This window comes from Capnocytophaga canis (assembly GCF_043187445.1).
Lineage (GTDB): Bacteria > Bacteroidota > Bacteroidia > Flavobacteriales > Flavobacteriaceae > Capnocytophaga > Capnocytophaga canis.
On sequence record NZ_CP171121.1, the window covers coordinates 1,095,478 to 1,121,320 of the forward strand.

Consider the following 25,843-nt stretch of genomic DNA (forward strand, 5'->3'; position numbering starts at 1 on the left):
TAGAATGACAATTTGTTTGATAAAAAATCGTTATTTTCTGCTTCTATTTTTTTTCGTAATTTCTCTGCAATGGTTCCTATTTGGCAAAAATTAGAGACTCTTTAAACAAAATATGCACACCAAAAATAACACTAAAAGTAGAAATTTTTATAAATTCGACACATTCGATTCCTTATCCGATTCCACTTGATAAGTAAACTTAACCTTCTTATTTTCATTAGGTTTCAGCTGTATTCTCCATTGTAGCTTTCCTTTGGAAGCATCGAAAGTTGCATTATCTGACGACACCAAATGGACCTTAATTTCTTTATTGGTGCTTAACGGAATCTGATCTTCAACTTCAATCTCTACCAACTCACGCTTGTTGTTCTGCATCGTAATTTCATAGGTAAAAGTCTGTACCTTTTTAGAGCTAAAAGATTTATTTTCTGTATTTTGGGACACCAACTTTCGGTCGATACGGATATTTCTATCTTTACCTAAGCTCAACGTTAGTTTTTTGGATGCGTTTTCTGGGTTAATAACTGTTTTCCCTACATACATACCTTCAAAAATCAAATTTGCCTCACCTCGCAACAGATTGTATTTACCATAATCTTGAATCTCTCCTACCAAATAAGCTCCTAAATCATATTTTGGAACCGTATAGTATTTATACGTCGCTGGGATTTCGATTGTTCGCAGTGCAACACTGTGCTTTTTTGCATTGGAAAGAATGGTGTAAGGCAAATCTATATCAAATACGGTATTGAATTGGGTTTCGTTTACCACTACCACATCTTGAAGTGATTTTTCTTCTAACATAATATCTTGTTCAACCACTTCATTTAACTGCTTTGTTTCCATATTTTTAGAAAAAGCAGCCCTTTGTCGAACCATGGGAGCTGGTTGTGCAGGTTTGTCATAATTAATAAACCATGGACTTAACACCGGAGCTGTAGTTTGTTGATTCACATAACCACTAGACAAACTCAACTTAACATTATTCCAATCCACTCCTGTGCTTTGCGACACTCCTGCGTTGTATTTTAGCGTTATCGGAGCATTAATTTTTTCAGAACGAACCTCATAAAAAGGACTCCAACGTGCTTGGTAAGAAATATAATTCAACTGAAAAGGCACTTTTCCTTCCGTTTCGTTCATTACCTGCAGAATGATTTTCCCTCTATTATTGACATTTTGCGAAGAAGCTGTTCCCATTCTAAATTTGAGTAACCCGAGTTTTTTTTGCAATCTGTCACTTTCTTCTGAAAGATCATTGAGTTGTTTTTCAAGTTCAAATCGTTTTGATTTGTGATAGTCCAACAACTTAGAAAGTTCGGCTGTAGTCATATTTTGATTTGTTAACTGTTGGTTCTTATCAAGTATTTCTAATGATTTTTGGACAGATTTTCTCAATAACGCATTTTTTTTGATTTCTTTCTCAGTATTTTGAATACTATCCCAAATGGGACGAGCTGTATCCGACACAAATTGCTGATCATAGCCCACCACAGGTTGATTTGAAAACTGAACAGACAAAATTGTAGCTGTTTTTGCAGATTTTATCTGTATTGAACTCTCATCCAATTGATTAGCAACATTCATAATCACCACTTCTGATGTCCCTTTTGGGAGTGCCAAATTTGCCGATTGCTGAATTTCAGCCCCATTAAAATAGAGTTGAACACGTTCTGCTTTAGCATGCGTAAACACCGTCTGCGCCTTTAACACACTAAATAACAAGGTTATACAACTAAAAAAAACACTCAATATAACTCGTTTCATATTTTTATCTTTTTATGTTTGATATTTATATATGCATTTGGTAATACAATAAACGTGCCTTTTATTATTTTTAGCTCAATTATCTGTCAATCTCCAAAAAAATACTTTTATTTTCAACAAGAAGACGTATCTTTGTTTTTTGAATCAATAATGAATAATACAATGACAAAATTAAGTGTAAACATCAATAAAATCGCAACCCTTCGGAACTCACGTGGAGGAAACGTTCCCAATCTACTAAAAGTAGCTACCGATATTCAAAATTTTGGAGCTGAGGGGATTACGATTCACCCACGCCCTGACGAACGACACATTCGCTATCAGGATGCGATTGATTTATTGGATGTTGTAGTAACTGAATACAACATTGAAGGAAATCCGATTCGGAAGTTTATGGATTTGGTGTTAAAAGTAAAACCTACTCAAGTAACCCTTGTTCCAGATGCTGACGATGCCATTACCTCCAACGCAGGTTGGGATACTATCAAACACCGAGCTTATCTGACGGAAGTAATCACTGAATTTAAACGTAATGGAATTCGTACTTCCCTTTTTGTAGATCCTGTGGAAGCTATAGTAAACGCTGCTGCGGAAACAGGCACTGACCGAGTAGAACTTTACACAGAAGCATATGCTACTGAGTTCGAAAAAGGAAACAAAAATGGTATACAACCATACGTGAAAGCAGCCTTAGAAGCTCAAAAAGTAGGTTTAGGACTCAACGCTGGACATGATTTGAATCTTGAAAACATCCGTTTTTTTAAGGAAAACATTCCAAATCTGCTCGAAGTCTCAATAGGACATGCTCTCATTAGCGAATCTCTCTACTTGGGGTTGGAAAATGTGGTAAATTTATACCTAAATAAGTTAAGCAGATAGTATTCGGAAAAATTTATTTTCAATTAACAAAAAAATGACATTCGACGACATTATCGGATACGAAACCATAAAAAAACACCTGAAAGACAGTGTAGAAGCACAACGTATTCCACACGCACAGCTTTTTGTGGGTAACGAAGGAACAGGAATGTTGCCTATGGCGATTGCCTACGCTTCCCATATTTTATGTAAGGGTGATACTTCCTGTATGACAAAGTGCAACCATCTTTCACATCCCGATATGCATTTTGTTTTTCCGACAGCTACTAACAACAGAGTAAAAAAAGACCCTATAAGTTCGTTATTCTTAGAAGATTGGCGTGTGTTTATAAAGGAGCAACCTTATGGCAGTTTATTTGATTGGTATTCACAGTTGGGCATCGAAAATAAACAAGGGAACATCAGCGTAAATGAAGCCAAGGATATTACCTCAAAGTTAACTCTCAAGGCTTTTGAAGGTGGATTTAAGGTGATGATTATCTGGATGGCTGAAAAAATGAATGTAGAATCGGCCAACAAGTTGCTGAAACTTTTGGAAGAACCTCCACAAAAAACGATTTTTTTGCTCATCACTGAAGATGAATCATCCATATTGGACACGATTCGCTCACGTTGCCAGATTCTGCGATTCCCTCCTTTGAGTGAAAATGCTATAAAACAAGCTCTTATACAGAAAGGGATTACTGAAAGTGATGCCACACGCTATGCTGTCCAGGCTCAAGGAAATTTCAACAAAGCCCTACAACTATCGGAAGAAACCGAAGAAGAGGATGTCTTTGAACGCTGGTTTATCACATGGGTTCGGTCGGCATACAGGGCTAAAGGCAACAAATCAGCCATTCACGGATTGCTTCAATGGAGCGAAGAAATTGCTACAAACGGGCGTGAAAAACAAAAACAATTTTTGTTCTACTGTATTGAGATATTCCGTCAAGCAATGCTGTTGAATTACGGCTCAAAAGAATTAGTCTATGCCGTTTTCAAAGACCCTTCGTTTGAATTACAAAAATTTGCACCTTTCGTTCACGGAAACAACATCGAACAAATTCACCAACAGTTAGAAGAAGCTCTACTGCACGTAGAACGCAACGGTAATGCAAGGATTATCTTTACGGATTTATCCATAAAACTTACTCGATTGTTACATAAAAAACCTTGATTAGTCTAATATGTTTTGGAGTTTATTTTTCATATATCTGTTTTTGATAATCACTTTTGGATATAGTGCTTTTGAAAAAATCGTTAATTTTAAGACTTCGGTAAACTATTACAAAAATTATTTTAAAGGTATTTTCATCTCTGGATGGATATATCCTTTATTGTTAATAATAACTGTAATAGAATCTGTTACAACGTTGTTTCTGTGTATTGGAATATATGAACTTTGGACACTCCCCTATCCTCAATACGGATTTTATGGACTAGTACTAAGTAGCTCTACCCTACTCTGCTTTCTTCTGGGACAACGTCTGGCTAAGGACTATGACGGAGCAAGAGGGATTGCTATCTATTTCATTATTTGCTTAATAGGATTTATTTCTGCTTCATTGTAAGCAATCCTTTTTCCAAAGCCTTTTGTAATAATTGATTTTTTACATAAAGTTCAAAACAGGTTAATTGCCTTTTTATTTTCACAAAACAAGACCTTTAAAAATGATATTCCGATATATATTTTGGTTCATTTGGCGGACATGGTTCTATGTATTAGTAGGAACCTTAACCTTATTATTCGCTCCATTACTTTTGATACTGACTTCGCATCAAAAGTGGTATACTCAGTTCTATTGGGTAGCTCGAAATTTATGGGCAAAACCGATTCTATATGGCATGGGGTTTTACCCACAAATATCACGTTATGAAACACTTGAAAAAGGAAAGAGCTATATGTTGATAGCTAATCACACCAGTATGACTGATATTATGCTTATGTTCGTTTGCAGTAAAAATCCATTCGTTTTTGTCGGGAAGAAAGAATTAGCTAAGATGCCGTTATTTGGATTTTTTTACAAGCGAGTAGCTATTTTGGTCGACAGGTCAAACCTACAAAGCCGTAAACAAGTGTATGATTCGGCCATGGAGCGACTTAATGCAGGATTGAGTATTTGTATTTTTCCTGAAGGAGGAGTTCCTGACGAATCGGTTATGTTGGATAATTTTAAAGACGGGGCTTTTCGTTTAGCAATTGAGTATCAAATTCCCATTGTTCCAATGACTTTTTTCGATAATAAAAAACGATTCCCATTTCGCTTTTTTGCGGGAAGCATGGGGCGTATGCGTGTTAAAATACACCCCTTTGTACACACACAAGGAATGCAGTTTGAAGATAGACACGCCTTGAAAAATGAAATTAGAAGTTTGATTTTGAGTGATTTAGAGCAAGTTTATAATTCAAATTAGAAAATATTTAGTGTTGTTATATTTATAAAAAATTCATTTCTATGTACAAATTTTTTTTAACCTTAATTCTTGCCTCTGGGTTGATGGGAGGACATCAGGCGAGTAATGTGTTTTGCCAAAATAAGAAAGTGCTTCCCCAATCCAAACATCTCTATGACAGTGAGGTACGTAGCTTATCGCTTGCCCAACTACAAACGATTATGATAGACTATATCAATAGTATTAGAAAAAAGCATAAACTTCCTCCTTATACCATTTTTGATCATCCTCTGGCTCAGGAACATTCTAAATATCTGTTTGAGAGTGGTAAGGATAAAGAACTTGATTGGAATGATCATTTTGATGCAGAAGGGAAGTCTATTTTTTGGAGAATGAAAGCTACTAAGATACGTTTTAAGGATGTGGGGGAAAATATTGTCACTGTTCCTCCTGGAGCAACGGTCAGGCAACTTGTAGATGCTTGGATGGGAAGTACTATGGGACATAGAGAGGCACTACTTTCAACAGAATATAAGCAAGTTATTATTGGACATCATCCTGGTTCTAATAATGTTGTACTTGATTTTGTTACATTGTATGAAAAAAAATAATTGCTTTGAGGTTGCTAATTGCTATTTTGCCTCATTGTCAAAGTAAAAGTAGGTAAACTATAAACTAACAAAAACCACATAGTAACATAGAGTTTATTCTATTTTCCTATGTGGTTTTAAGTTGTTGTTAATCAATAAATTATTTGCGGTTGCGATTTCGCTTTTTCAATTCGTGCTGAAACTCATCAAATTGTAAAAGCAGATTATTATTAGCTCTAACTAACGCGTTGGTTTCCAACAGCAGACTGAAATAAAGTTTTGAGTTTTTCGGACTGGTTTCTGAAGTTCGGATACGGTCAATTTGTTTTTGAACCATGTTTGAAACGTGCTTCTTCAATTCCACTCCTTTTCCTAATACATTATGCAGATTTGTATAGTCTTCGCTACGGAAAACCGTTACCTCCCCTTTGAACAATTCTTCCATACTTTCTGAAACACCCTTCAAATCTCTCAATTGATTGAATTTAAGGTTTTTATGGTTATTATTCACATGCTCATAACTGTGTGAAGCAATCGTACTTAGCGAATATGCCATATCTTGGAGATTATCCATAATCATAATATAAAACTTACTCGAAACCACGGAACTATCGTCTAATGACTTTATGAAATAGTAGATATTTCCTTTCAGCTCGTCGATTTCCTTTTCTATTTTTTTTGCGTTTTTCTTATTTTTAGTCAGTTTACCTAAGTCTTGCGTACCTAAATTATTGATAATTTTACCGTAAAGTTCGTTCACACGCTCAATAGTTCCTGAAATATATTCTGAACTTTCTTTAGCAATAGCGTTGATGGTTACTAAGTCATTATATTCAAAATGACGCTTTTTGTTTTTCTCTTTCTCTTTATTTTTAAAAGCGATAGCACTTCGAAGCAATAAAAATCCAACTAAAAGCACCATACCAATAAGTCCAATCACATCACCATAATACAGAACAAATGCTACTACGAACGCGGACAAAAAGGCTGCACCTGCCGTTAAGAACCAACCTCCTACAACATTGAACACACCTGCCACACGATATACTGCACTCTCGCGTCCCCATGCACGGTCAGCTAACGAGGAACCCATGGCTACCATAAAAGTAACATAGGTTGTCGAGAGTGGTAATTTTAACGATGTCCCTAAGGCTATCAAACTACTTGCAACCACCAAATTAGTAGAAGCACGTACCAAGTCGAATGCCGGAGCATCTTTGTCTTTGATTTTCGGGTCTTCTTCAGGTTTTTGGAAACGCTCGTCAATTTTTTGAGCTACTGCTCGAGGAATAACATATCCAATCACATTGGCTATAAAAACCGATATTCGCACCACAAAACGAGAAAGCATATTGGACGAAAAACGCTCCTGCCCTTCACTTTGGCGAGAGAGATTGACACCTGTTTCAATCACATTACGTGCTTTTTTGGAAAACCAAAGAGTCAAAACCATAATCGTTCCAGCCAAAATCAATAAAAGTGTTGGAGTTTGAGCCTTCCCTGAAAGAGCTTCCATGGTGAATTGATCGGGTTCTAAACCAGAAGATTGCCACATCTCAAACGATTGCCATGCAGCAATAGGCACCCCTATAAAGTTCACCAAGTCATTTCCTGCGAAAGCCATCGATAAACCAAAAGTTCCAACGATGATAACTATCTTAAAGATATTGACACGCAATTGAATGAATATCTGGGAAAGTATGGTAAAGATTACCAAACACAAGATAAGAATCAGCTTGATATTCTCATCTAACCACTCAAGTGTGTCGGAAGAAATGAATGAAACACCTTTTAGTCCTTTAAAAATGATGAAGTAAGTCAATGCCGTAAGCGAAAGGCCTCCAAAAAGACCTCCCGTAATATGGATATTTCGCTCATATCGGAATGAAAATACTAACCTTGCCAAATACTGTACAATTGTTCCTACCGTAAAGGCAATTAGAACGGACAAGAAAATACTGTATATGATTTGCCCTGCCTTTTGAGTATTGATATATTCGAGTACAGCGGAGATGCTTTGGTCGTTATTATAGGTTTTGATGATTCCCACACAGACAGCAGCTCCTAACAATTCAAATACAATGGAAACAGTAGTCGATGTAGGTAATCCCAAGGAGTTAAACAAATCCAAAAGGAGCACGTCAGCAAGCATTACAGTCATAAAAATAACCATAATTTCACTGAAATAGAACTCTGTCGGGTCAAAAATTCCACTCCGAGCTATTTCCATCATTCCACTGGAAAAAATCGCACCAATGGCAACCCCTAAACTTGCAACAATCATTATCGTACGCAAGGTTACAGCTCGTGAACCTACTGCCGAATTCAAGAAATTTACTGCATCGTTACTCACTCCAACTACCAAATCCAAGATAGCCAGTGAGAACAGCACAAACAACATGAAAATATACACTTGTTCCATATTCAAATACTATTTTTATGGAGCAAAATTCTGCATAATCTCAAAAAAATATGTTACCTAATTGTTAAGAAATCGGTAAGATTTTGGTTGTAATATAAGCTCTAAGAAAGTAAAAATAATCTACAGTTTCAAATAGAGTTTTTTCTTGGGATAATTAATCACAGCCTTACCTTTTTTAAGTATGTCTGCACCAATAATCCCATGAACAGGTTCAGCATTATGATGTATCAATGCGGCATTTACATGCGTAAGGTCAAACAAAACTAATGGCGTTCTTTTCATCTCCCATGTGCCAATTTTTAAGTGATTCCTAACGGAAAGTAAAGTTTCTATATCACTTGAACCTGCTCCAGTGGCTTTGATTTCAGAGAGTTTCGTATCCAAATCAAAATATACGATATGTTCCATCCCTACACAAGTGTTCGATGCTCCTGTATCTAAAATGAAACGTCCTTCGATTCCATTAATCTTTGCTGACAACTGAAAATGTTGGGTGGGAGTAATCAGCAAAGGGATAACGACATATCGCTGTGAAATAAGTAATTGTTGTAAGGTCATGCTATAAATTTTGGGCGAATTTACATTTTTTGAGCTCACTTTCCAAAAATATATACAGCCGACAACGATTGCTTATAGGAATAATTCGTACCTTTGCCTTATTGTTAAAATACACAAAAACTATGTATCCATTAAGAAGAAATAGAAGGTTACGCACCACCGAAGCTATTCGCAGTTTGGTTCGCGAAACCATTTTATCCCCCAATGATTTTATTGTTCCATTATTTGTTGTAGAAGGTAAAGGCATTAAAGAGGAGATTGCTTCCATGCCCAATTACTTCCGTTATAGCTTAGATTTGTTGGAGCAGGAAGTGAAAGAACTTTGGAACTTAGGGCTGAAATCCGTATTGTTATTTGTAAAAGTACCTGATAACATGAAGGATAACTCTGGAAAGGAAGCCGTAAATCCCAATGGATTGATGCAACGAGCCATTAAAACTGTAAAAAATATAGTGCCTGAGATGGTAGTTATGACGGATGTTGCTCTTGATCCATATTCAGTGTACGGACATGATGGCATCATCGAAAACGGACGCATTGCCAACGATTCTACAGTAGAAATTCTTTGTGGAATGAGCCTTTCACACGCAAAAGCGGGAGCTGATTTTGTTGCTCCAAGCGATATGATGGACGGACGTATCCTAAACATCCGTGAGACGCTCGAAAATGAAGGATTTACCGATGTGGGAATTATGTCATATTCAGCAAAATATGCTTCCTCTTTCTACGGGCCTTTTCGAGATGCTTTAGATAGCGCCCCTGTAGATGCTCAAAACATACCAAAAGACAAAAAAACGTATCAAATGGACTATCACAACCGATTGGAAGCCATTCGGGAAACTCGTATGGACATAGAAGAAGGAGCTGATATTGTGATGGTTAAACCCGGATTATGCTATTTAGATATTGTTCGAGAAGTAAAAAACATGTCCGAAGTTCCTGTGGCTGTCTATCAAGTATCAGGCGAATATGCAATGATAAAAGCAGCTTCCGAAAAAGGATGGCTGAATCATGACGCTGTAATGTTGGAACAAACCGTATCTATCAAACGTGCGGGAGCAGACCTCATCGCATCTTATTTTGCAAAAGACGTGGCGAAACTGATAGGAAAGTAATTTCCTATCGGTTTATCATCTGCCAAAGAGTATCTTTCAGGTTTTGAATGCCTTTACCTGAAACGGAGGAAATAAACAAGAACGGAACCCCCTCTAAAGCAGATTTTATTTCATTTTCTATCGCCAAAGTCAATTCATCATCCAACATATCTGATTTTGAAATGGCTATCAGGCGGTCTTTATCCAACAACTCGGGGTTGTATTCTTTCAGTTCGTTGAGCAGAATATTGTATTCCTCTATGATATCCTTGCTATCGGCGGGGATTAAAAACAATAATGTAGAATTTCGTTCAATATGGCGTAAAAAATAATGACCTAACCCCTTTCCTTCGGCGGCTCCTTCAATGATTCCGGGAATATCAGCTACCACAAACGACTGAAAATCACGATGTTCAACAATCCCCAAATTAGGTTTTAGGGTCGTGAACGGATAGTCGCCGATTTTGGGTTTCGCCGAAGTTATAACCGAAAGTAAAGTTGATTTCCCTGCGTTAGGAAATCCTACAAAACCTACATCAGCCAACACTTTGAGTTCCAATAATAATTCTCGTTCCTCTCCTGGGATACCTGGTTGAGCATAACGAGGCGTTTGATTGGTAGCACTTCTGAAATGCCAATTTCCGAGACCGCCTTTACCTCCTCGTAGGGCGATAACTTCCTGTTTGTCTTCAGTAATTTCAAAAAGGATTTCTTCCGTAACGGCATCTTTGACGATAGTTCCCAACGGCACTTCTAAATAAACATCTTGTCCATCGGCTCCCGTACTACGACTCGCACCTCCACTTTCTCCGTGTCCTGCACGAAAATGTTTCTGGAATTTGAAGTGAATCAACGTCCAAAGGTTTTTGTTTCCACGGACGATAACATGTCCTCCTCTACCTCCATCGCCTCCATCAGGGCCTCCTTTAGCCACAAATTTCTCTCGGTGCAGATGCATAGACCCCTTACCTCCGTTGCCAGATGTTGCAAATACTTTAACGTAATCCGTGAAATTTCCTTCGGTCATAATCGTATGAAATAAATTTAGGGAACAAAAATACAGTATTTTTTTTGATTTTTCGTTCTTGTGCTAAAGTTCTTGTGGTTATCTGCTTTCTACTACAAAAGTAATTAAATGCCACAAATATCTATAAAACAACAAAACATTACTTTTTTAAAATGCTAAAAATAAAGCATATATACATTTGGGTTTTCTATACAATTATTGCAAATATTTCTGTTGAATTCATCATTTGTTTTCATATTTGTACTTTTGTGTTGAAACATAGTAAACGAAAGCTTGGTATGTGAAACCAAAAATTATCTCCACAAGTTCGGCGAATTTCATTCCAAGGCTATAGATACTTCACTAAAAATCAATTCTCACATACTCCGCTGTGCGGACTTTGTCTACAATGCCTATAGAAAACACAAAAAACATTGAAAATAGAAGTCTAATAAATAAAAAAGATATGTGGTTAAATGCTGAACTCGGTATTTCTCTTGCTTCCACACAGGTTAGTAATCACGAAAATCAACAAAGCTATTACGCTCAAAACACGAACATGCTATTTTAACCTCTCTACTACTTTCTGCTAAGTTTAGAATACATCCTCAAAACGAAACGTATTTTTGAGTCGTACACCAATTTCAGTACGCTGTACCGTACATAGCTGATGATGAGCATCATGTTCCAAAAATAAATAATATTCCTTCTCTGCAGCTTCTCGCAAAAACTTATCTTTTTCTTCGAGGGTAAGTAAGGGACGTGTGTCGTAGCCCATCACATAAGGCAAGGGAATATGCCCCACCGTAGGCAACAAATCTGCAACGAACACAATCGTTTTTCCCTTGTAGTGAATGTATGGCAACATTTGTTTTTCGGTATGTCCATCCACAAATAAGATTCCAAAACCTAATTCCGATTGTTCTAAAAACGTATTCCCTTTGGGATCAATGAAATACAACTGTCCGCTTTCCTGCATCGGTAAAATATTTTCTTTCAAGAAAGATGCTTTTTCACGTGCATTGGGTTGGGTTGCCCATCGCCAATGACTTTCGTTTGTCCAAAAACGTGCATTTTTAAATGCAGGTTCGTAGCCTGTACGCTCTTTATTCCATTGGATAGAACCTCCACAATGATCAAAATGCAAATGGGTCATAAACACATCGGTAATATCATCCCGATGAAAACCAGCTTTTTTTAGGGAATCATCCAAATTAGTATCTCCCCAAAGTGCGTAATAGCCAAAAAACTTGTCCGACTGCTTGTTCCCCATGCCTGTATCGATGAGAATCAATCGGTTATTATCTTCAATAAGCATACATCGAGCTGATAAATCAATTTGATTGTTTGCATCGGCAGGATTAGTTTTCTGCCAAATCGACTTGGGAACAACGCCAAACATCGCTCCACCATCCAGTTTAAAGTTCACTGTATCAATAGGATATATTTTCATAACAAGTGTGTTTCAATTTCGCTAATTATCGCCATTAGGTTCGTTAATAGTCTCTATAATGATTTCTTCTGCTTGAGAAGGCTCCTCCATAGGTTGAGTTATTATCTCAGGCTCTTCCTCAGAGGCATCGGTCGTAGCTCCTCTATATGTTTCTACAAAATCTTTGAGAGAAACACCTTCAACAAGGACGTCTTTCAAAACTACCTCTCCTTTGTAGATTGCTACTTGCGCATAGGCTTTGAGGTTCTCATCATTTAAAATTTGTTCTGCTCGTAGTGATTTCTCTTCGTTCATATAGTAACGATTGAAGGGGAAATCAACGGTAATTTGTCCATATTCATCAACATGTAAAACCTTTGTTTTGAAATAATTAGCTCTTTCCGTTGGTTCTTGTTCTGAAATTTCGGACAAATAAGCAATACCTGCATAACGATCCACAGTAACAAACGCTTCCTGCCCTACCTTAAAAGAAGGAATACTATCAAAACCATATGCTTGTACTTTATTGTCCCTAAACCCTAAAACGACATATTTCCCTCGAAAAGCATCATGAGGATCAACAGGCTCTGTTTCAAACAAATACACCTGATTCTGACGGATAATATTTTCTCTGTTCCAAATCATTACCGATGGCACTAACCACTGAAAAAGAACCATAAGCCCAAAAGCTATGAATAAGATATAGTTACGCATTTTTTCGTATTTTTCTAATAATTAAATAATTAACTACAAAGAAACTCATCCCTAAGATAACGAATACAATTCCTTTTAACAGGAAAGGAATGTAAGCATCAAAGAATCGCTGTCCGATAGCGTATGTGAGTACTATCAATCCAAAATTAATCAGTAAAAACCGATGTGATTTGACACCTTTAATCAAATACCAAATCCCGAAACCAAGCCCCAATAGATCAAACATATAGGGAATGGAAAGCCAATAAGCCTGTGCTACTATCAATATCGGAAACACCTCCAACCAATCAAATTCCTCTTTTTTGACCCAATACTTTTTGTAAGCATACAACAATTGTAAACCAAAAAACAGAACAGCTATAAACTGAAAATCAGACCAGAAGCCGTAGGAGTAGTAAGGGAAAAACAATAAAAAAACAATTCCTAGAATGGCTGTGAGTTTATAAGCATTGTAATATATGCTGCTTTGAATATATTTACCCACATAAATAAACATCCATAAAAGAATGATTATCAAAGCAAACACATACTGTTCCCTAGCATTAGCAAATATGGAGATAAGTAAGGTTATCACAAAAAACCAGTGAAAAACAGCCGTATAGTTATTTTTAGCTTCAGTTTTAAAAAGACGATAGTAAAAAGGAATAATTGCAATTACCAACCCGGTTTGCATAAGGAGGTAGTAATTATCGGTTTGGTCATAGTTAAATGCGTTCTGTGTACTGATAGCATAAGCGGACACTCCAAACATGTAAAACAACGCTACCGATTTGGATTTCATCACATAGACCAAAGGAAGCCCCAGTAAAATCCAAGTGAATATAAAATTGCTGATATTATTTTCGGGCAGGTTATAAATTTGATGCACCATTGCTATACACAGTCCTACGGAAAGAGCCGTAAAAATCGCAAAACTCTCGTAAATCCATGTTTTTTGCGGTCTAAACAACACCCAAAAACAGGCTGACTGACCGACGATCAAAGGCGTAAAAGCTACAATGGTTTTGACTCCCCGCGAAAGATAATCCCAGTTATGAGCCAAGATTAGAATAAGTCCCAACCCAATGAGAACCGCTCCCAAGATACCGAAAATAACCAAAAAACTATTAGTGGTATTTGGTTTTCTTTGGTGTAAGTATGCACGTATATTTTGAGCTACTTCGGAGGTAATGACCCCCGCTTCTTGCAACTCGTCCAGTTCATTTAAGATTTTCATAAAGATTGTTTTTGACAAAAATAATAATTTTATTGGAAAATACACTTTTTTTACACAGAAGTTATCTTAATCAAACTCAATTCACACGATTTTTTTTTGATTTTAACAAACATTTCACTATCTTCGCCCATCCAAAATAAATATTATGACTCAATACGCTATACAGACCAAAGCACTAAATTTCGGGTTTTCAAAATCAAAGAAAATAATTGACAATCTGTCGATTAACGTTCCTAAGGGGAGTATTTACGGATTTTTAGGCCCTAATGGAGCAGGAAAATCGACTACAATGCGGTTGCTCACGGGTATACTCCCCGATGATAGCAACAGTATCGAAATTTTTGGTCAATCGCTTCAAAATCAATTGCCTTACATATTTGAAAATGTGGGTTGTTTGGTGGAAAGTCCTGCTTTGTATTTGCACCTTTCGGGGTATGACAATCTGCGTTACATCGCTTTGATGCGAAATGTAGCAGAAGAAAGCATTGAAAAATACTTAGAAATTGTGGATTTACAACGGAGTAAGCACATGAAAGCCAAAAGATATTCCCTCGGAATGAAGCAAAGACTTGCTATTGCGATGGCACTGTTGAACAATCCTTCGTTATTACTGTTGGACGAACCCGTGAATGGGCTTGACCCTAACGGCATGCTCGAAATCAGAAATTTGTTGATAAAACTCAATAAAGAATTCGGCACAACAATCTTTGTTTCAAGTCATTTACTTTCTGAAATTGAGAAAATGTGTACACACGTGGGCATCATCTCGCATGGAAAATTACAATTCGAAGGCACTATGAAAGAACTTTCAGACAGATACAGCGATTGTAAAGTACAAATCTTTTTACGAAATCTTTCAGAACTATCCGATAAGATTAAAGAGCAATTCCCAGAGGCTACGTTCACTGGCGACAAAGCTATTTTTACACTTGCTAACAAAGAGGCTATCCCTGAGTTGGTTAAACAATTAGTACAACTCGGAGCCGAAATTTACGAACTCAAACCTCAGGAAGGTTTGGAAGAGTCTTTTATGCTATTAACTAAATAATTTCACAACCATGTCATTTCTAAGCGATTATAAAACAACTTTCCGAGCTGAAAATATAAAAAGAAAAGGAACAGCCACTTTTTTGATGGCAACTATTTTCGGGGCATTTATCCCTGTGGTGATTTTTGTGTTTTCTCTTACGAGAAAGGAAAATCCCCCAGTTACTATCCCATATAATTATTTTGAAGACATCACCGCCGGAGCTTCGGAAGGGCTAACATCTTTATTTCTTCCACTACTCATTGTGTTGACTTGTGCTAAAATCACACAAATTGACCACCGAAACGGAGGATGGCAACTGATGGAAACTCTGCCTATTTCTAAAATAGCTACATATTCTTCAAAGTTGACAATTGTACTGATTAGCAATTTAATATGTATTCTATCCTTTGTAGTTTGCGCCATATTGTTTGCCTGGATTACTTATCTATTCGGAAAAATACCTGAGGGCGTGGAAATAAACATCCCGTGGGGATTCTTTTTTCAATTTACTGTAAGAATGTTTGTAGCAACTTTGTTTTTCACAATATTACAATTCGTCCTATCAACCTTGTTTTCAAGCTTTATAATTTCCATACTGATTGGAGTGGCATTAGTGATAGGAACAGGAATCCTACGAGATTTTGATATTGAAAAAGTTTGGAATCCGATAACCATATTAGCAAAAACATCTAAAAATGCCTACGGAAGTGACTTGAATCATTGGTTGCTTTACACCGAAAAATTGAGTTTGATAGCCTTTATCACTCTCTTTATTGTCGGATTTATCTGGTTCAAAAGCAAATCCTTAAAACGTGTTTTTACTAAAAAAACGAGTGCGATAGCAACCATTTCAGCTTTGGTTATAGGTTGTCTGACAATTTACTACCTATTAACTCCCAACTATTTGCCTAAACATCACCGAACTGTAATCGCGGGAGAATTTGACAGTGATGAAAACATCTCTAAACTGATTTTAAGTGAAAGTTTTATGCGAGATACCATAGCAGAAATCCCTGTAAAGGACAATAAATTTCACTATATAATTTCCGAAGATTTACCTTTGAAACAATATACACTATTGGTTCCGATGAAAGAGAATAATGCACAAATTCATTTCCCTTTCCAAACCAACGATAGTATTTTCTTTAAGCATAAAATTGCGAAGAACAATATTAAAATAATTGAGTTCCTCATATAATTTCATATATTTGCAGTTCATAAAATCAGGTAGTTATGGAAATTTTTAACGGTCAAAATCTTTTAGAGTTCACTGAACGCTTCAAAACCGACTTAGATTGTGAAGAATATTTAGCTCATTGGAAGTGGGAAAAAGGCTTTGTTTGTCGTAAATGTGGGCATACAAAAAGCCAAATCCGCAAGGATTTTTCAAGAACTTGTAACATTTGTTCTGATACAGAAAGCCCTACGGCAGGAACACTTTTTCACAAAGTAAAATTCGGGCTTCGTAAGGCTTTTTTTATTTGTTTTGAGATGTGTGCAACCACTAAAAACCTATCAGCTTTACAAATGTCTGTTCGTTATGGAATTACCGAAAATACGGCTCGATTGTTTATGCACAAAGTTCGTGAAGCAATGAAATCCAATGAATTACATAAAATGAATGGTCAAGTTCAAGTGGACGAGTTTACTGTGGGAGGGAAAGAAGATGGCAAACAAGGTAGGAGTTACGATTCAAAGAAAAAAAAGATTGTTTGTGCCATAGAACTAACTGATGATGGGAAGGTTAAACGATTCTATGCTAATAAAATAGAAGATTATTCTGCCAAATCATTACGGACAATTTTTGATAAACATATTGATAAATCCGCCCAAGTGACCACTGATGATTGGAAAGGTTACAGACCTATTAAAGATTTCAATATCAAACAAATACCGAGTAATAAAGGGAAGAATTTTCCTATTTTACATACCATAATACACCAAGTAAAAAGTTGGTTGAGAACGATTTATTGTCGAGTTTCAGATTTCAATATGGATAGATATTTGGCTGAATTTTCATACCGAATTAACCGTTCTCAATCGAAAGATAATATATTCAATAATCTCATCAAACGAATGATTGAGAAGAAACCTGTTCATCACCGGAATTTGATATGTAGTTAAGTGTGGAGCTCAAAAAATAATTTCAATAAAAGGAAACCAATTAGCTGATTTACAATATAACTCAGAAAAAGTTTACGATAAATTATGGACGTTGGAATATTGGGCCGAGCGAAATAATCAACCTTTAAATAAAATAGACCGATTTGTCGAAGAAGCGTACAGTGTTTGGACAAACAGAATGAACACAACCAACAGCTTCCGAACAAAAGATAATTATGCCCTCAGCGACGATTTATTGTTGATTCACAAGAAATTATTCACGCTGAAAATTTTAAATTATTGGAGAGCTTTTGAGGAAAAAATAAAACATTCAAGACCTGATATTGTAGAAAATCTCCCTAAGGAAATTCAAGAAATCAAAGAATTTATTTCTTTTACGGATCATAGCCTATTGGATTTCCCTGAATATTTACAATATATTTTGAATGAACTCACTAAAAAAGACACCACAGAAATTGCTCTGCAAACCAAACAGTTAAATGCTATCGCAACGCTTAACGATCCTATTTTCAAAGACCAATTGTTATTCTATACGTTGAATGAATCATTACAAAGCTCATTCGATACTAACGAAAGAAGCGAATTGATACAAAACTATGCTTCACAGATTGAAAACACAAAAATCAGAAACCGAATTAAGACTATCTACCGTCAGGGAGAAAAAGTTTCTCGAGGCAGTCAGTCCTTTGATTTTGAAGCTGAAAACTTAGAAAACAAGACCGTTCGTTTATCCGATTTCAAAGGGAAATACGTAGTCATAGACGTATGGGCTACGTGGTGTGGTCCATGTAAATATGATTATCCATATTTTGAAAAGTACGCTCTAAAATACAAGAGCAACCCGAATTTTGTATTCGTTGGAATGAATGCCGACAGCAAACGTGAAGCCTGGTTGCAAGATGTTCAAAACAAATCAAAGTCCATTGTACAACTACGTCCGTTTGATTCTGAGATGAACGCATTTAAAGAGAATTATAATATTACCAAATATCCAACTTATATCCTCTTGGACAAAGATGGGAAATTCATTTCCGCACAAATGCCACGACCTACTGAAGACCATTTTGAGCAAATGCTAAAGGATTTAGAAAAACAAAATTAAGTTTTGTGTATCGGAAACTTAAACTCAAAAACTAAGTTTAACCTCCTTGTGTAGTAATTATTTGTTTTACAACACCATATTATAAAACCGAGCTATAGCAAGGAGGTTAATCGTTCTTGAAATTTTTCTGCATAATATGCAATCACATTCCGATCAAAATAGGGCTCTTCGTTAATGCGTCCGAGAAAAGAAAGTTGTGTTTTTTGGAGTATAACTTCCTCTGTTGGCATATTTTCCTCACCATTGAAAATAATCCCAAACACAGATAGCCCTCTGTTTTTCAGAGCTTCATAAGTTAAAAGAGTGTGATTAATACTTCCCAAATAGTGTCGAGAAACGATGATGATTTTATCGGTCGGAAGTATCAAATCGGCAATCGTTTGGGTATCATTCAAAGGAACTAACAGTCCTCCCGCTCCTTCAATAACAAGATGATTCTCAGTATTTGGGCGATTTATCTGTGTCAAATCAATAGAAACTCCATCTATTTCCGCTGCTAAATGCGGACTTGCAGGAGTGTTTAATCCATAAGCATTTTTATGAAAAACAGAGGTTTGATTGGTTACTAATCGTTGTACTTTATGGGTATCAGAATTGTCTAAATCCCCTGCTTGGATAGGTTTCCAATAATCCGCCTGTAATGCTTCTGTCAAAATAGCTGAAGCTATTGTTTTACCAACATCTGTAGAAATTCCTGTGATAAAAAAGGTCATACGATTGTTTTTTTTGCAAAAGTAATAAAATTTGATTTAACAATATGCAAGACATAATTTGGAATTAAATCACGAAAAATCCTGCCTTCGTAATTCGTAATTTATAATTCGTAATTTATAATTCGTAATTAATTATTTAGGTCGTGTTGTAAAAAGTATGATGGAAGTTCTGATTGTCAGGCTGAGCGAAGTCGAAGCCTTATCATTACAGGGCTTCGACTTCGCTCAGCCTGACAGAAATGTCCTCTTTTTTTAAGGTATCATACTTTTTACATCACTTCCATTATTTATTTCTTGAAAGTAGGAAAAGTATTGTCATTTAAAGAGATAAACTTATATTTGCAGTTCGTAAACAAATGAATTGGACACAATGAGAAAAATCATCATATTACTGATAATCAATACACTTCCGATTATAGCACGAGGACAATATACGGATATTATCAATTCCAACCAACCTGGAAACTCACAAAGTGCGTACGCTGTTGGAAGAAAAGTACTCCAATTTGAAGGTGGGCTGTGGTTTGAACAGCGAAATCATAAGTATACCTACACGGACATGACTTTAGTAGGATTGAACTACTCGGCTCGTTACGGAGTATTAAGCGATAAGTTTGAAGCAGTACTAAACGGAACATTAGCATACGACCATACGCACTACCACTATCTGGGGAGCCAACGTTCCAACAACATCGGTTTCATCAACAACACCATAGGAGCTAAATACCTGATTTACAACCCTTATTTTGATGAGAAACCAAACTTATACAGCTGGAAAGCCAACAACAAATTCCAATGGAAACGCTTAATTCCCGCTGTAGGAGTGTATGCAGGAATGAACTTTTTCCCAAACAAAAGGTTTTATTACGACAATATCCCGACACTTTCGCCTAAAGCTGTGGTTTCGCTTCAGAGCCACCCGATGCCCAGAGTCGTATTAGTTGCAAACCTAATAGCCAATCGGTTTTTGGATAGCAACCGAGAATTGGGTTACATCGCTACTTTAACCCACAATATTGATAATGGCCGATTTAGCATCTTTTTAGAATCCGAAGGTATTCAAAGTCATTACTATAGCGACCATATCCTACGTTTGGGCGGAGCATATCTATTCACCAAAGACATCCAAGTGAATGTAGATTTGGGAGCAAGTTGGAAGGATACACCAAGTCGATACATGGGATTGGTTGGTTTTTCATATCGAATTGACAAACATTTAGATGTCATCAAAAAAGAAATTTTAAAAGGCAATGAAGAGGAGTTTAAACCCACAAAAATAAAAAGAAAGAAAAAATGGCTACTATTCTAATTAAAGAGTTATCATCAAAAAAAGAACTTACGGATTTTGTTAAATTTCCTTTTTCCTTGTACAAAAATAATCCTTATTGGGTTCCTCCTATCATCAATGATGAGGTAACGTCATTCGACAAAACTAAAAATCCAGTATTTGAAAACGCAGATGCGTTTTTCTATGCAGCGTACGACGCTCAACAAAAGATGGTCGGACGTGTAGTAGCTATTGTCAACAAACACGATTTGCGACAAGGAGTGCAAAAAATTCGTTTTGGATGGTTGGATATGATTGATAACATAGAGGTTACCAAAGCTCTGCTGAACAAAGTTGCCGAAAAAGGAAGAGAGTACAACCTCCAATATATGGAAGGGCCTATGGGATTTTCAAACATGGACAAGGTAGGGGTGTTAACAGAAGGTTATGACCATATTGCCAATATGATGACATGGTATGCCTATCCTTATTACAAACAACATCTGGAACAAATGGGCTTGGTAAAAGAAAAAGGATATATTGAAACCTACTTCACCTTAGACAGTGTAAACCCAGAGGTGTTCAATAAAACAGCAAATGCTATCAAGAAACGCTACGGAGTCCGGTTGGTTGAAGCCAATACGAAAAACGAAATCCTAAAATACGTTGATGCGATGTTCGATTTGTTTAATGAGAGCTACGCATCGCTATCATCATTCGTACCTATCACTGAAAAACAACGAGAGCATTTCAAGAAGAAGTACATTCCCTTTATCAATCCCGAATACATCCGTTTCATCGAGGACAACCAAGGAAAAATGGTATGTTTCGCTATCGTACTACCTTCATTTTCAAAAGGATTACAAAAGGCTCAAGGGAAACTTTTCCCTTTTGGATTTTGGCATCTACTTCAAGCAAAAAGAAAACACGACATGGTCGATTTCTACTTGATTGGGGTATCTCCAGAATATCAAAGCAAAGGAATTCCATCGTTGTTATTCGATTACTATTACCCTATTTTTAAGAAAAATGGCATTAAGAAGTGCATTATCACTCCCGAATTAGAAGATAATATTGCTATCCAACAACTTTGGAAGAATTTTAACCCTGTAATTTTTGCAAAAAGAGCAACATATAAGAAAAATATCTAATCTTAAGTTATTAAAACATGATTCACGAAAAAAATCATTAAATTATTGAATCTTTGAATCTTTGAATCTTTGAATAGTATAACAAATTTTATAAAAAAGAATGAACTATCTATTACCCTTTCTATCGATTGTATTAGGTTTTGCAATCGTACTTATTTTCAAACCTAAAAATCAACGCAATATCAAATTACTATTAGCTTTCAGTGGTGCTTTTCTGTTAGCTATGACCATATTTACCTTAATGCCCGAAGTATATCATTCATTGGCACACGACCACGACCATGATCATCACGGCGAAATAGGCAAACAGTTAGGCATTTGGATTGTTATAGGAATTTTACTGCAAATTGTATTAGAGTTTTTCTCCAAAGGAGCTGAACACGGACATACACATCACCCGCATAAGGATTTAAAGAACGCCTTCCCTTGGACGTTATTTATCAGCTTAAGCATTCACTCAATTTTAGAAGGATTCCCTTTGCACCATCATCATCATATGGCATATGGGATTTTTGTTCATCACTTGCCAATTGCGATGGTATTGACAATTTTCTTTCTAGATTCAGGTATTGGATTTAAACGTACGTTTGTTTTTCTAACCCTTTTTGCTCTGATGACTCCCTTCGGAACGTTCTTAGCAGAATACATACCTCAACTAGGTCATTACCATGTAGAAATATCAGCCATCGTTATAGGAATTTTCTTACACATTTCGTCTGTCATTCTATTTGAAGCATCTGAAAACCATAAGTTCAATCATATTAAATTGATTACCATAATCTTAGGTTTTGCAACTGCTTATTTTGTTTAGGCTTGATAACAGAACCTACTAAAACACAGCCACATTCTTTACATAAGAGATTTCCTTGTCCTGTGGCTGTTTTTGTTATTGTCCAACACCTAAGCGTAGTGAAAGAGATAGATATATAAAACATTCTTTCACAGGACTATAGCTCCATTTTAGAGGTTATTCATTCTTATTTATTGACACCCTTAAACTCAATTAAAAACACTCCACAAGAATAGACACAAAAAAAGAGGATTTTTAATCCCCTTTTATAAAAGCAACTAACTCATTGCCATTGATGTCATAAAACGTTAAATTAAGTCCGTCGAGTTTGTAGGAAGCTACCTTGCCAATGGCTTCGTTATACTGCCGAGCGATTTCCATTTCGGAACATAATTTGGCAGTCATACCGATATCTCCAAAAACGATTTTTTCTTCAGTAAGCTCCTCAATCTGACCAAAATAACTATTACAACTATCACTTCCGCTGATACTCATTTCAGTAAGATTGATTTCCAACAACGGAACGCTTTCTTTCTTTTCGATAGTTTTTCCACCGATGCGGACAGCTCCCCAAATATCGTGCAGACGCTCATTTACTTGTTGTTTAGGGCTGAAAATCAACTTTTCTTTACCTGAAGCATCGAACAAAACTAATTTTCCGTCGTTTATTTTGAAAGTACGTACTTCGGACAATGCAGTGAAATACGCCGTTTCGATATTGTCTTCCATACACATTTTTTTGGTCGCTCCCACTTTGCCAAACTGAATTTTATCTTGGCTAAGCTCGGTAATCGCTCCGAAATAGTTGTTGCAACCACCAATTCCGTTTATTTTTTTCTCTTGCAAATGAAGTTCCAAATTGGGCTTTAATGATTGCGTAACTTGGTTTCCGTTAAGTTTTTCCAACATCCAATTTCCGCCAAGTTCAAAAGTCATATCTTTTTGTTTTTCAATCTCTTTTATCATCGTGTATTTTATTGAAGAAGCATCGGCAGGAACATTTTTGCTATCCAATTGTGTTTCTTTTACTTGTATTTTCTTGAAAAATCCTTCCTCGAAAACGAAATTCTCAATCGGAGCGTAAAAATATTCCCACTGAGCCTTATTAAGGTCTTCTTTTTTAGAAACTTGCAAGCATTGTGCTTTTCCTGCTCCTGCATTGCAATCTGCTTTTGCCGAATTCACCCAATAAATCTGTTCTTTTGAAGTGGAACACGCCGAAATGACTCCACCAATTGCCAAAAAAAGAATATATTTTAGCTTCATATCTTAATAATTTAAAAATTCGGTTAGGATTACCACAAAAAGCATTCCATTTTCGCACAAAATATGTTTTTTTCTGTTTCTACTTAGGAAGTAAATTCGAGAACTTTTTTCAACTTTTAATCATAAAAAAAGACACATTATATTGTGTCTTTGTGTATTTTAGGTTCTGTTATTCTGTCGTGATAAAAATAGTAAATTGAGTTCATTATTTATTTTCATACATTGTTATTTTCCTTTGATGGAAAGAACCAAAAGTGCGAGCCGCACGGGCATTAAAAAATAAGCAGTTGGCTTCCGACAAATTTTCCAAACTTGCTTCCTACGGTCGCTTCGAACAATGGAAAATTTCCCACATACTAAGCTCCAAGTTTTCGCTTACTTTGCTTTATTCGTTGATTTTCTTAACGCCAAATCTCCAATGCCGATGAAAAGTGGTCAAAATACTGAAAAATCAGTGTTTAATCATTAAAAATATATGCAATTAAGAACTAAACTCAAAATAGTAATTCCAAATAATTTTTGGAGCTTCGACTCCGCTCAGCAAGACAAACTCCGTGTCAGTCTGAGCGAAGTCGAAGACTTTTATCTTCGTAATTTTAAATTTAAAATTGTGTAAGTGTCTTCGTTACTTCTTCGTTACTTCTTCGTTGTTTCTTCGTTACTTCTTCGTTACTTCTTCGTTACTTCTTCGTTACTTCTTCGTTACTTCTTCGTTGTTTCTTCGTTCATTTATGATGATTTTTTTGTAGAAATCAATCACACTTCGACTTCGCTCAGTGTGACAAACCATAATTCAAATTTTCTGTGATAACCAATAAGCACTTTGACTTCGCTCAGTATGACATTGTAAAATCGAAAGTCAATTACTTTAAGACTTGTGTTTTTTCTGTGACATTAGCAGGAATATCGGAAGCCTGAATGATTATTTTATCTCCTGAGAGGTCGGGATTTTGTGCGGTGGCGATATAAATCCAATCGATACCTTGTAAAACGGCTTCGCCCTCCTCAACCAACGAACCATCTGCATTTTGGATAATTACCTTTACAGAAACGACCTTAAAATCATCTGTGGCTCGAATAACAATCGTTTCTCCTGCATTGCCTTTGTAGTTTGAGACATTGATACTTTCGATTTTAGGCGCATTGAGCAGGTCGGCAACGGCTACATTGTAGGCTTTTTTGCCCTCTTTTTCGTACATTGCCTTCTGATTGTCATCTGCAAGGACAGCCTTTCCGTAGAGTACCGCCTGTTGGAACTTGGCTTGTTGTTGTTTTTGCTTTTCGGAATCTTCTCCTTTGCGTTTTTTGGGAGCTTTGGAAACAATGGTTTTCCCGTTTCGTTGCGAGAAGACTAAAATATCTCCCACTTTTCCACTCAATCCGTGGGTTACGATGTTGTTCTTTGATTGTGCCATTTTTTTATGATTTTAGTTTTAATAATATGTTTAAAAGTTCATTGAATAAAAATTGCTTTTCACTGAGCTTTCCAAAAAAACGCTTGTCAAACTCTTCCACTTCAAAAATTGCTTTTTTGATGGAGTCCACACCTTTATTTGTAATTTCCACTACCTTAGCCCGTGTGTCGGTTTGGTGTTCTTTTCGTATTATGAAAGTTTTCTTTTCTAAATTTCTAACTATTTGAGATGTTGTCATTGGATCAATCTGTGTGAAATTTGACAATGAAATCTGTGTAGCTTCTTCTTTTTTCAAAGAGAACCAGTAAATACTTGCCAAAATCATAAATTGCGGATGTGTTAAACTTAAAGGTTGTAGTATTTTCTTAATTTCTCTTTGCCACAAATTCGTTACTTGTAAAAGCAGAAGACCAGAGCTGTCTTCGGGTGTTAATTGAAAAATTCTTTTCATTTTCTGACTACAAGGTTATAATTGTTTAGCGTGTTTGATTTGATTTTCAATATCTTTTGGAAGATTTTTTACAATATCATTGGCTACAAGTTTTATCCAAAGTTTTGATAACAATCCTTTTACGCTCATTGTTATGGTGATTTTTAGTCCATTGGGAGTTTCTTCGTACAAATGTTCTCCGTACATTTTTGCCAGAGGAAATCGGGTTAAGTCAGTGAATTTCCTAAAAGGTTCTAATTCTATAATTTCCATTTTCACTTTGGGAGCTTTTTTAGGTTTTAGGATGAAGAAACTTCCCACTTTCAATTCGCCCAACAATTTTGAGTATTTTATGGAAGTCTTCCAGCGATTCCAATTATCAATATCTGTAAACAATTGCCAGATTTGCTCTTTTTTAATTTCTTGGGTAACTACCGAATACGATTTTGTCCACATAATTTTATGTTAGTTAAAATTCGGGACAAAGATAATAATAAATAT

The 25,843-nt window shown here is 36.1% G+C and carries 25 protein-coding genes; 13 read left to right on the plus strand and 12 right to left on the minus strand.

All coding sequences use genetic code 11. From position 1 onward, the window contains the following. Nucleotides 1-147: 147 nt before the first annotated feature. Nucleotides 148-1,767 (minus strand): DUF4139 domain-containing protein, encoded by a 1,620-nt coding sequence (locus ACF3OB_RS04690; RefSeq protein ID WP_392448542.1) that lies wholly within the window; start codon nt 1,765-1,767, stop codon nt 148-150. A gap of 162 nt (nt 1,768-1,929) precedes the next feature. On the opposite strand from ACF3OB_RS04690, the gene ACF3OB_RS04695 reads away from it, so the two are divergent. The 5 genes from ACF3OB_RS04695 to ACF3OB_RS04715 all read left to right on the plus strand — a co-directional run bounded on the left by ACF3OB_RS04695 (nt 1,930) and on the right by ACF3OB_RS04715 (nt 5,633). Continuing rightward, a complete protein-coding gene (locus ACF3OB_RS04695) occupies nt 1,930-2,646 on the plus strand; it encodes a pyridoxine 5'-phosphate synthase (RefSeq protein ID WP_392448544.1) in 717 nt (238 codons plus the stop codon). Between the two features lie 34 nt (nt 2,647-2,680). Continuing rightward, nucleotides 2,681-3,805 carry a DNA polymerase III subunit delta' gene (locus tag ACF3OB_RS04700; RefSeq protein WP_172919606.1) on the plus strand — a complete coding sequence of 375 codons (1,125 nt, stop codon included), beginning with the start codon at nt 2,681-2,683 and terminating at the stop codon, nt 3,803-3,805. A gap of 10 nt (nt 3,806-3,815) precedes the next feature. Continuing rightward, the gene (locus tag ACF3OB_RS04705; RefSeq protein WP_095893988.1) at nt 3,816-4,199 is read left to right on the plus strand and encodes a hypothetical protein; all 384 of its coding nucleotides are present in this window, start codon (nt 3,816-3,818) and stop codon (nt 4,197-4,199) included. A gap of 100 nt (nt 4,200-4,299) precedes the next feature. After that, the gene (locus ACF3OB_RS04710) at nt 4,300-5,043 is read left to right on the plus strand and encodes a 1-acyl-sn-glycerol-3-phosphate acyltransferase (protein WP_042343937.1); all 744 of its coding nucleotides are present in this window, start codon (nt 4,300-4,302) and stop codon (nt 5,041-5,043) included. Between the two features lie 41 nt (nt 5,044-5,084). Beyond that, entirely contained in the window at nt 5,085-5,633 is a 549-nt protein-coding gene (locus tag ACF3OB_RS04715; RefSeq protein WP_392448547.1) for a CAP domain-containing protein, read from the plus strand. Nucleotides 5,634-5,772: 139 nt separating this feature from the next. On the opposite strand, the gene ACF3OB_RS04720 is transcribed toward ACF3OB_RS04715, so the two are convergent. Beyond that, nucleotides 5,773-8,034: an inorganic phosphate transporter gene (locus ACF3OB_RS04720; RefSeq protein ID WP_392448549.1), complete on the minus strand. Its 2,262-nt coding sequence runs from the start codon at nt 8,032-8,034 to the stop codon at nt 5,773-5,775. Between the two features lie 120 nt (nt 8,035-8,154). Then, entirely contained in the window at nt 8,155-8,592 is a 438-nt protein-coding gene (locus ACF3OB_RS04725) for a retropepsin-like aspartic protease (RefSeq protein WP_042344875.1), read from the minus strand. A 122-nt stretch (nt 8,593-8,714) separates the two neighbouring features. On the opposite strand from ACF3OB_RS04725, the gene hemB reads away from it, so the two are divergent. Continuing rightward, the gene (gene hemB / locus ACF3OB_RS04730) at nt 8,715-9,707 is read left to right on the plus strand and encodes a porphobilinogen synthase (protein ID WP_392448551.1); all 993 of its coding nucleotides are present in this window, start codon (nt 8,715-8,717) and stop codon (nt 9,705-9,707) included. A 4-nt stretch (nt 9,708-9,711) separates the two neighbouring features. On the opposite strand, the gene obgE is transcribed toward hemB, so the two are convergent. The 4 genes from obgE to ACF3OB_RS04750 all read right to left on the minus strand — a co-directional run bounded on the left by obgE (nt 9,712) and on the right by ACF3OB_RS04750 (nt 14,054). After that, a complete protein-coding gene (gene obgE, locus ACF3OB_RS04735; RefSeq protein WP_119652115.1) occupies nt 9,712-10,713 on the minus strand; it encodes a GTPase ObgE in 1,002 nt (333 codons plus the stop codon). A 574-nt stretch (nt 10,714-11,287) separates the two neighbouring features. Continuing rightward, entirely contained in the window at nt 11,288-12,145 is an 858-nt protein-coding gene (locus ACF3OB_RS04740) for an MBL fold metallo-hydrolase (RefSeq protein ID WP_392448554.1), read from the minus strand. 21 nt (nt 12,146-12,166) lie between these two features. Then, nucleotides 12,167-12,838, minus strand: a complete 672-nt coding sequence (locus tag ACF3OB_RS04745) for a GDYXXLXY domain-containing protein (protein ID WP_095912288.1) — start codon at nt 12,836-12,838, stop codon at nt 12,167-12,169. Further along, nucleotides 12,831-14,054 carry a DUF2157 domain-containing protein gene (locus ACF3OB_RS04750; RefSeq protein ID WP_392448556.1) on the minus strand — a complete coding sequence of 408 codons (1,224 nt, stop codon included), beginning with the start codon at nt 14,052-14,054 and terminating at the stop codon, nt 12,831-12,833. Before ACF3OB_RS04750 ends, ACF3OB_RS04745 begins: the two co-directional genes overlap by 8 nt. A 145-nt stretch (nt 14,055-14,199) precedes the next feature. Here ACF3OB_RS04750 and ACF3OB_RS04755 point away from each other — a divergent pair, with 145 nt between their 5' ends. From ACF3OB_RS04755 to ACF3OB_RS04770, 4 genes are all read left to right on the plus strand, one after another. Next, the gene (locus ACF3OB_RS04755) at nt 14,200-15,102 is read left to right on the plus strand and encodes an ABC transporter ATP-binding protein (protein ID WP_392448558.1); all 903 of its coding nucleotides are present in this window, start codon (nt 14,200-14,202) and stop codon (nt 15,100-15,102) included. 10 nt (nt 15,103-15,112) lie between these two features. Further along, nucleotides 15,113-16,282: an ABC transporter permease gene (locus ACF3OB_RS04760; RefSeq protein ID WP_392448560.1), complete on the plus strand. Its 1,170-nt coding sequence runs from the start codon at nt 15,113-15,115 to the stop codon at nt 16,280-16,282. A gap of 35 nt (nt 16,283-16,317) precedes the next feature. Next, nucleotides 16,318-17,208, plus strand: coding sequence for an IS1595 family transposase (locus tag ACF3OB_RS04765; RefSeq protein WP_095894058.1), 891 nt, complete (start codon nt 16,318-16,320; stop codon nt 17,206-17,208). A 91-nt stretch (nt 17,209-17,299) separates the two neighbouring features. Next, on the plus strand, nt 17,300-18,310 hold the full coding sequence (locus tag ACF3OB_RS04770) for a TlpA family protein disulfide reductase (RefSeq protein WP_392448562.1): 1,011 nt from the start codon (nt 17,300-17,302) through the stop codon (nt 18,308-18,310). Between the two features lie 92 nt (nt 18,311-18,402). Here ACF3OB_RS04770 and bioD read toward each other — a convergent pair whose 3' ends face one another. Continuing rightward, nucleotides 18,403-19,023, minus strand: coding sequence for a dethiobiotin synthase (bioD, locus tag ACF3OB_RS04775; protein WP_042346309.1), 621 nt, complete (start codon nt 19,021-19,023; stop codon nt 18,403-18,405). Nucleotides 19,024-19,393: 370 nt separating this feature from the next. Between bioD and ACF3OB_RS04780 the strand changes: the two genes are divergently transcribed. The 3 genes from ACF3OB_RS04780 (at nt 19,394) to ACF3OB_RS04790 (ending at nt 22,252) form a co-directional block, all read left to right on the plus strand. Further along, complete coding sequence (locus ACF3OB_RS04780; RefSeq protein WP_172919598.1) at nt 19,394-20,332, plus strand: transporter; 939 nt, start codon at nt 19,394-19,396, stop codon at nt 20,330-20,332. Then, entirely contained in the window at nt 20,317-21,441 is a 1,125-nt protein-coding gene (locus ACF3OB_RS04785; RefSeq protein WP_095893977.1) for a GNAT family N-acetyltransferase, read from the plus strand. Before ACF3OB_RS04780 ends, ACF3OB_RS04785 begins: the two co-directional genes overlap by 16 nt. 100 nt (nt 21,442-21,541) lie before the next feature. Further along, entirely contained in the window at nt 21,542-22,252 is a 711-nt protein-coding gene (locus ACF3OB_RS04790; RefSeq protein WP_042009793.1) for a ZIP family metal transporter, read from the plus strand. A gap of 234 nt (nt 22,253-22,486) precedes the next feature. On the opposite strand, the gene ACF3OB_RS04795 is transcribed toward ACF3OB_RS04790, so the two are convergent. The 4 genes from ACF3OB_RS04795 to ACF3OB_RS04810 form a co-directional block, all read right to left on the minus strand. Further along, nucleotides 22,487-23,497 carry an META domain-containing protein gene (locus tag ACF3OB_RS04795; RefSeq protein WP_392448564.1) on the minus strand — a complete coding sequence of 337 codons (1,011 nt, stop codon included), beginning with the start codon at nt 23,495-23,497 and terminating at the stop codon, nt 22,487-22,489. Between the two features lie 863 nt (nt 23,498-24,360). Then, nucleotides 24,361-24,912 carry a hypothetical protein gene (locus tag ACF3OB_RS04800; protein WP_392448566.1) on the minus strand — a complete coding sequence of 184 codons (552 nt, stop codon included), beginning with the start codon at nt 24,910-24,912 and terminating at the stop codon, nt 24,361-24,363. Between the two features lie 4 nt (nt 24,913-24,916). After that, nucleotides 24,917-25,363, minus strand: coding sequence for a MarR family winged helix-turn-helix transcriptional regulator (locus tag ACF3OB_RS04805; RefSeq protein ID WP_392448568.1), 447 nt, complete (start codon nt 25,361-25,363; stop codon nt 24,917-24,919). 15 nt (nt 25,364-25,378) lie between these two features. Further along, nucleotides 25,379-25,798 carry an SRPBCC family protein gene (locus tag ACF3OB_RS04810; RefSeq protein WP_392448570.1) on the minus strand — a complete coding sequence of 140 codons (420 nt, stop codon included), beginning with the start codon at nt 25,796-25,798 and terminating at the stop codon, nt 25,379-25,381. Nucleotides 25,799-25,843 lie beyond the last annotated feature (45 nt).

What these genes read in the sequence shown, in the direction of transcription:
- ACF3OB_RS04725 (WP_042344875.1), bottom strand. Translation starts at nt 8,592, where the DNA reads ATGACCTTACAACAATTACTTATTTCACAGCGATATGTCGTTATCCCT.
- ACF3OB_RS04710 (WP_042343937.1), top strand. Translation starts at nt 4,300, where the DNA reads ATGATATTCCGATATATATTTTGGTTCATTTGGCGGACATGGTTCTAT.
- ACF3OB_RS04785 (WP_095893977.1), top strand. Translation starts at nt 20,317, where the DNA reads ATGGCTACTATTCTAATTAAAGAGTTATCATCAAAAAAAGAACTTACG.
- ACF3OB_RS04705 (WP_095893988.1), top strand. Translation starts at nt 3,816, where the DNA reads ATGTTTTGGAGTTTATTTTTCATATATCTGTTTTTGATAATCACTTTT.
- ACF3OB_RS04810 (WP_392448570.1), bottom strand. Translation starts at nt 25,798, where the DNA reads ATGTGGACAAAATCGTATTCGGTAGTTACCCAAGAAATTAAAAAAGAG.
- ACF3OB_RS04795 (WP_392448564.1), bottom strand. Translation starts at nt 23,497, where the DNA reads ATGAAGCTAAAATATATTCTTTTTTTGGCAATTGGTGGAGTCATTTCG.
- hemB (WP_392448551.1), top strand. Translation starts at nt 8,715, where the DNA reads ATGTATCCATTAAGAAGAAATAGAAGGTTACGCACCACCGAAGCTATT.
- ACF3OB_RS04780 (WP_172919598.1), top strand. Translation starts at nt 19,394, where the DNA reads ATGAGAAAAATCATCATATTACTGATAATCAATACACTTCCGATTATA.
- ACF3OB_RS04740 (WP_392448554.1), bottom strand. Translation starts at nt 12,145, where the DNA reads ATGAAAATATATCCTATTGATACAGTGAACTTTAAACTGGATGGTGGA.
- obgE (WP_119652115.1), bottom strand. Translation starts at nt 10,713, where the DNA reads ATGACCGAAGGAAATTTCACGGATTACGTTAAAGTATTTGCAACATCT.
- ACF3OB_RS04745 (WP_095912288.1), bottom strand. Translation starts at nt 12,838, where the DNA reads ATGCGTAACTATATCTTATTCATAGCTTTTGGGCTTATGGTTCTTTTT.
- ACF3OB_RS04765 (WP_095894058.1), top strand. Translation starts at nt 16,318, where the DNA reads ATGGAAATTTTTAACGGTCAAAATCTTTTAGAGTTCACTGAACGCTTC.
- ACF3OB_RS04760 (WP_392448560.1), top strand. Translation starts at nt 15,113, where the DNA reads ATGTCATTTCTAAGCGATTATAAAACAACTTTCCGAGCTGAAAATATA.
- ACF3OB_RS04755 (WP_392448558.1), top strand. Translation starts at nt 14,200, where the DNA reads ATGACTCAATACGCTATACAGACCAAAGCACTAAATTTCGGGTTTTCA.
- ACF3OB_RS04715 (WP_392448547.1), top strand. Translation starts at nt 5,085, where the DNA reads ATGTACAAATTTTTTTTAACCTTAATTCTTGCCTCTGGGTTGATGGGA.
- ACF3OB_RS04720 (WP_392448549.1), bottom strand. Translation starts at nt 8,034, where the DNA reads ATGGAACAAGTGTATATTTTCATGTTGTTTGTGCTGTTCTCACTGGCT.
- ACF3OB_RS04805 (WP_392448568.1), bottom strand. Translation starts at nt 25,363, where the DNA reads ATGAAAAGAATTTTTCAATTAACACCCGAAGACAGCTCTGGTCTTCTG.
- ACF3OB_RS04750 (WP_392448556.1), bottom strand. Translation starts at nt 14,054, where the DNA reads ATGAAAATCTTAAATGAACTGGACGAGTTGCAAGAAGCGGGGGTCATT.
- ACF3OB_RS04695 (WP_392448544.1), top strand. Translation starts at nt 1,930, where the DNA reads ATGACAAAATTAAGTGTAAACATCAATAAAATCGCAACCCTTCGGAAC.
- ACF3OB_RS04790 (WP_042009793.1), top strand. Translation starts at nt 21,542, where the DNA reads ATGAACTATCTATTACCCTTTCTATCGATTGTATTAGGTTTTGCAATC.
- ACF3OB_RS04690 (WP_392448542.1), bottom strand. Translation starts at nt 1,767, where the DNA reads ATGAAACGAGTTATATTGAGTGTTTTTTTTAGTTGTATAACCTTGTTA.
- ACF3OB_RS04800 (WP_392448566.1), bottom strand. Translation starts at nt 24,912, where the DNA reads ATGGCACAATCAAAGAACAACATCGTAACCCACGGATTGAGTGGAAAA.
- ACF3OB_RS04700 (WP_172919606.1), top strand. Translation starts at nt 2,681, where the DNA reads ATGACATTCGACGACATTATCGGATACGAAACCATAAAAAAACACCTG.
- bioD (WP_042346309.1), bottom strand. Translation starts at nt 19,023, where the DNA reads ATGACCTTTTTTATCACAGGAATTTCTACAGATGTTGGTAAAACAATA.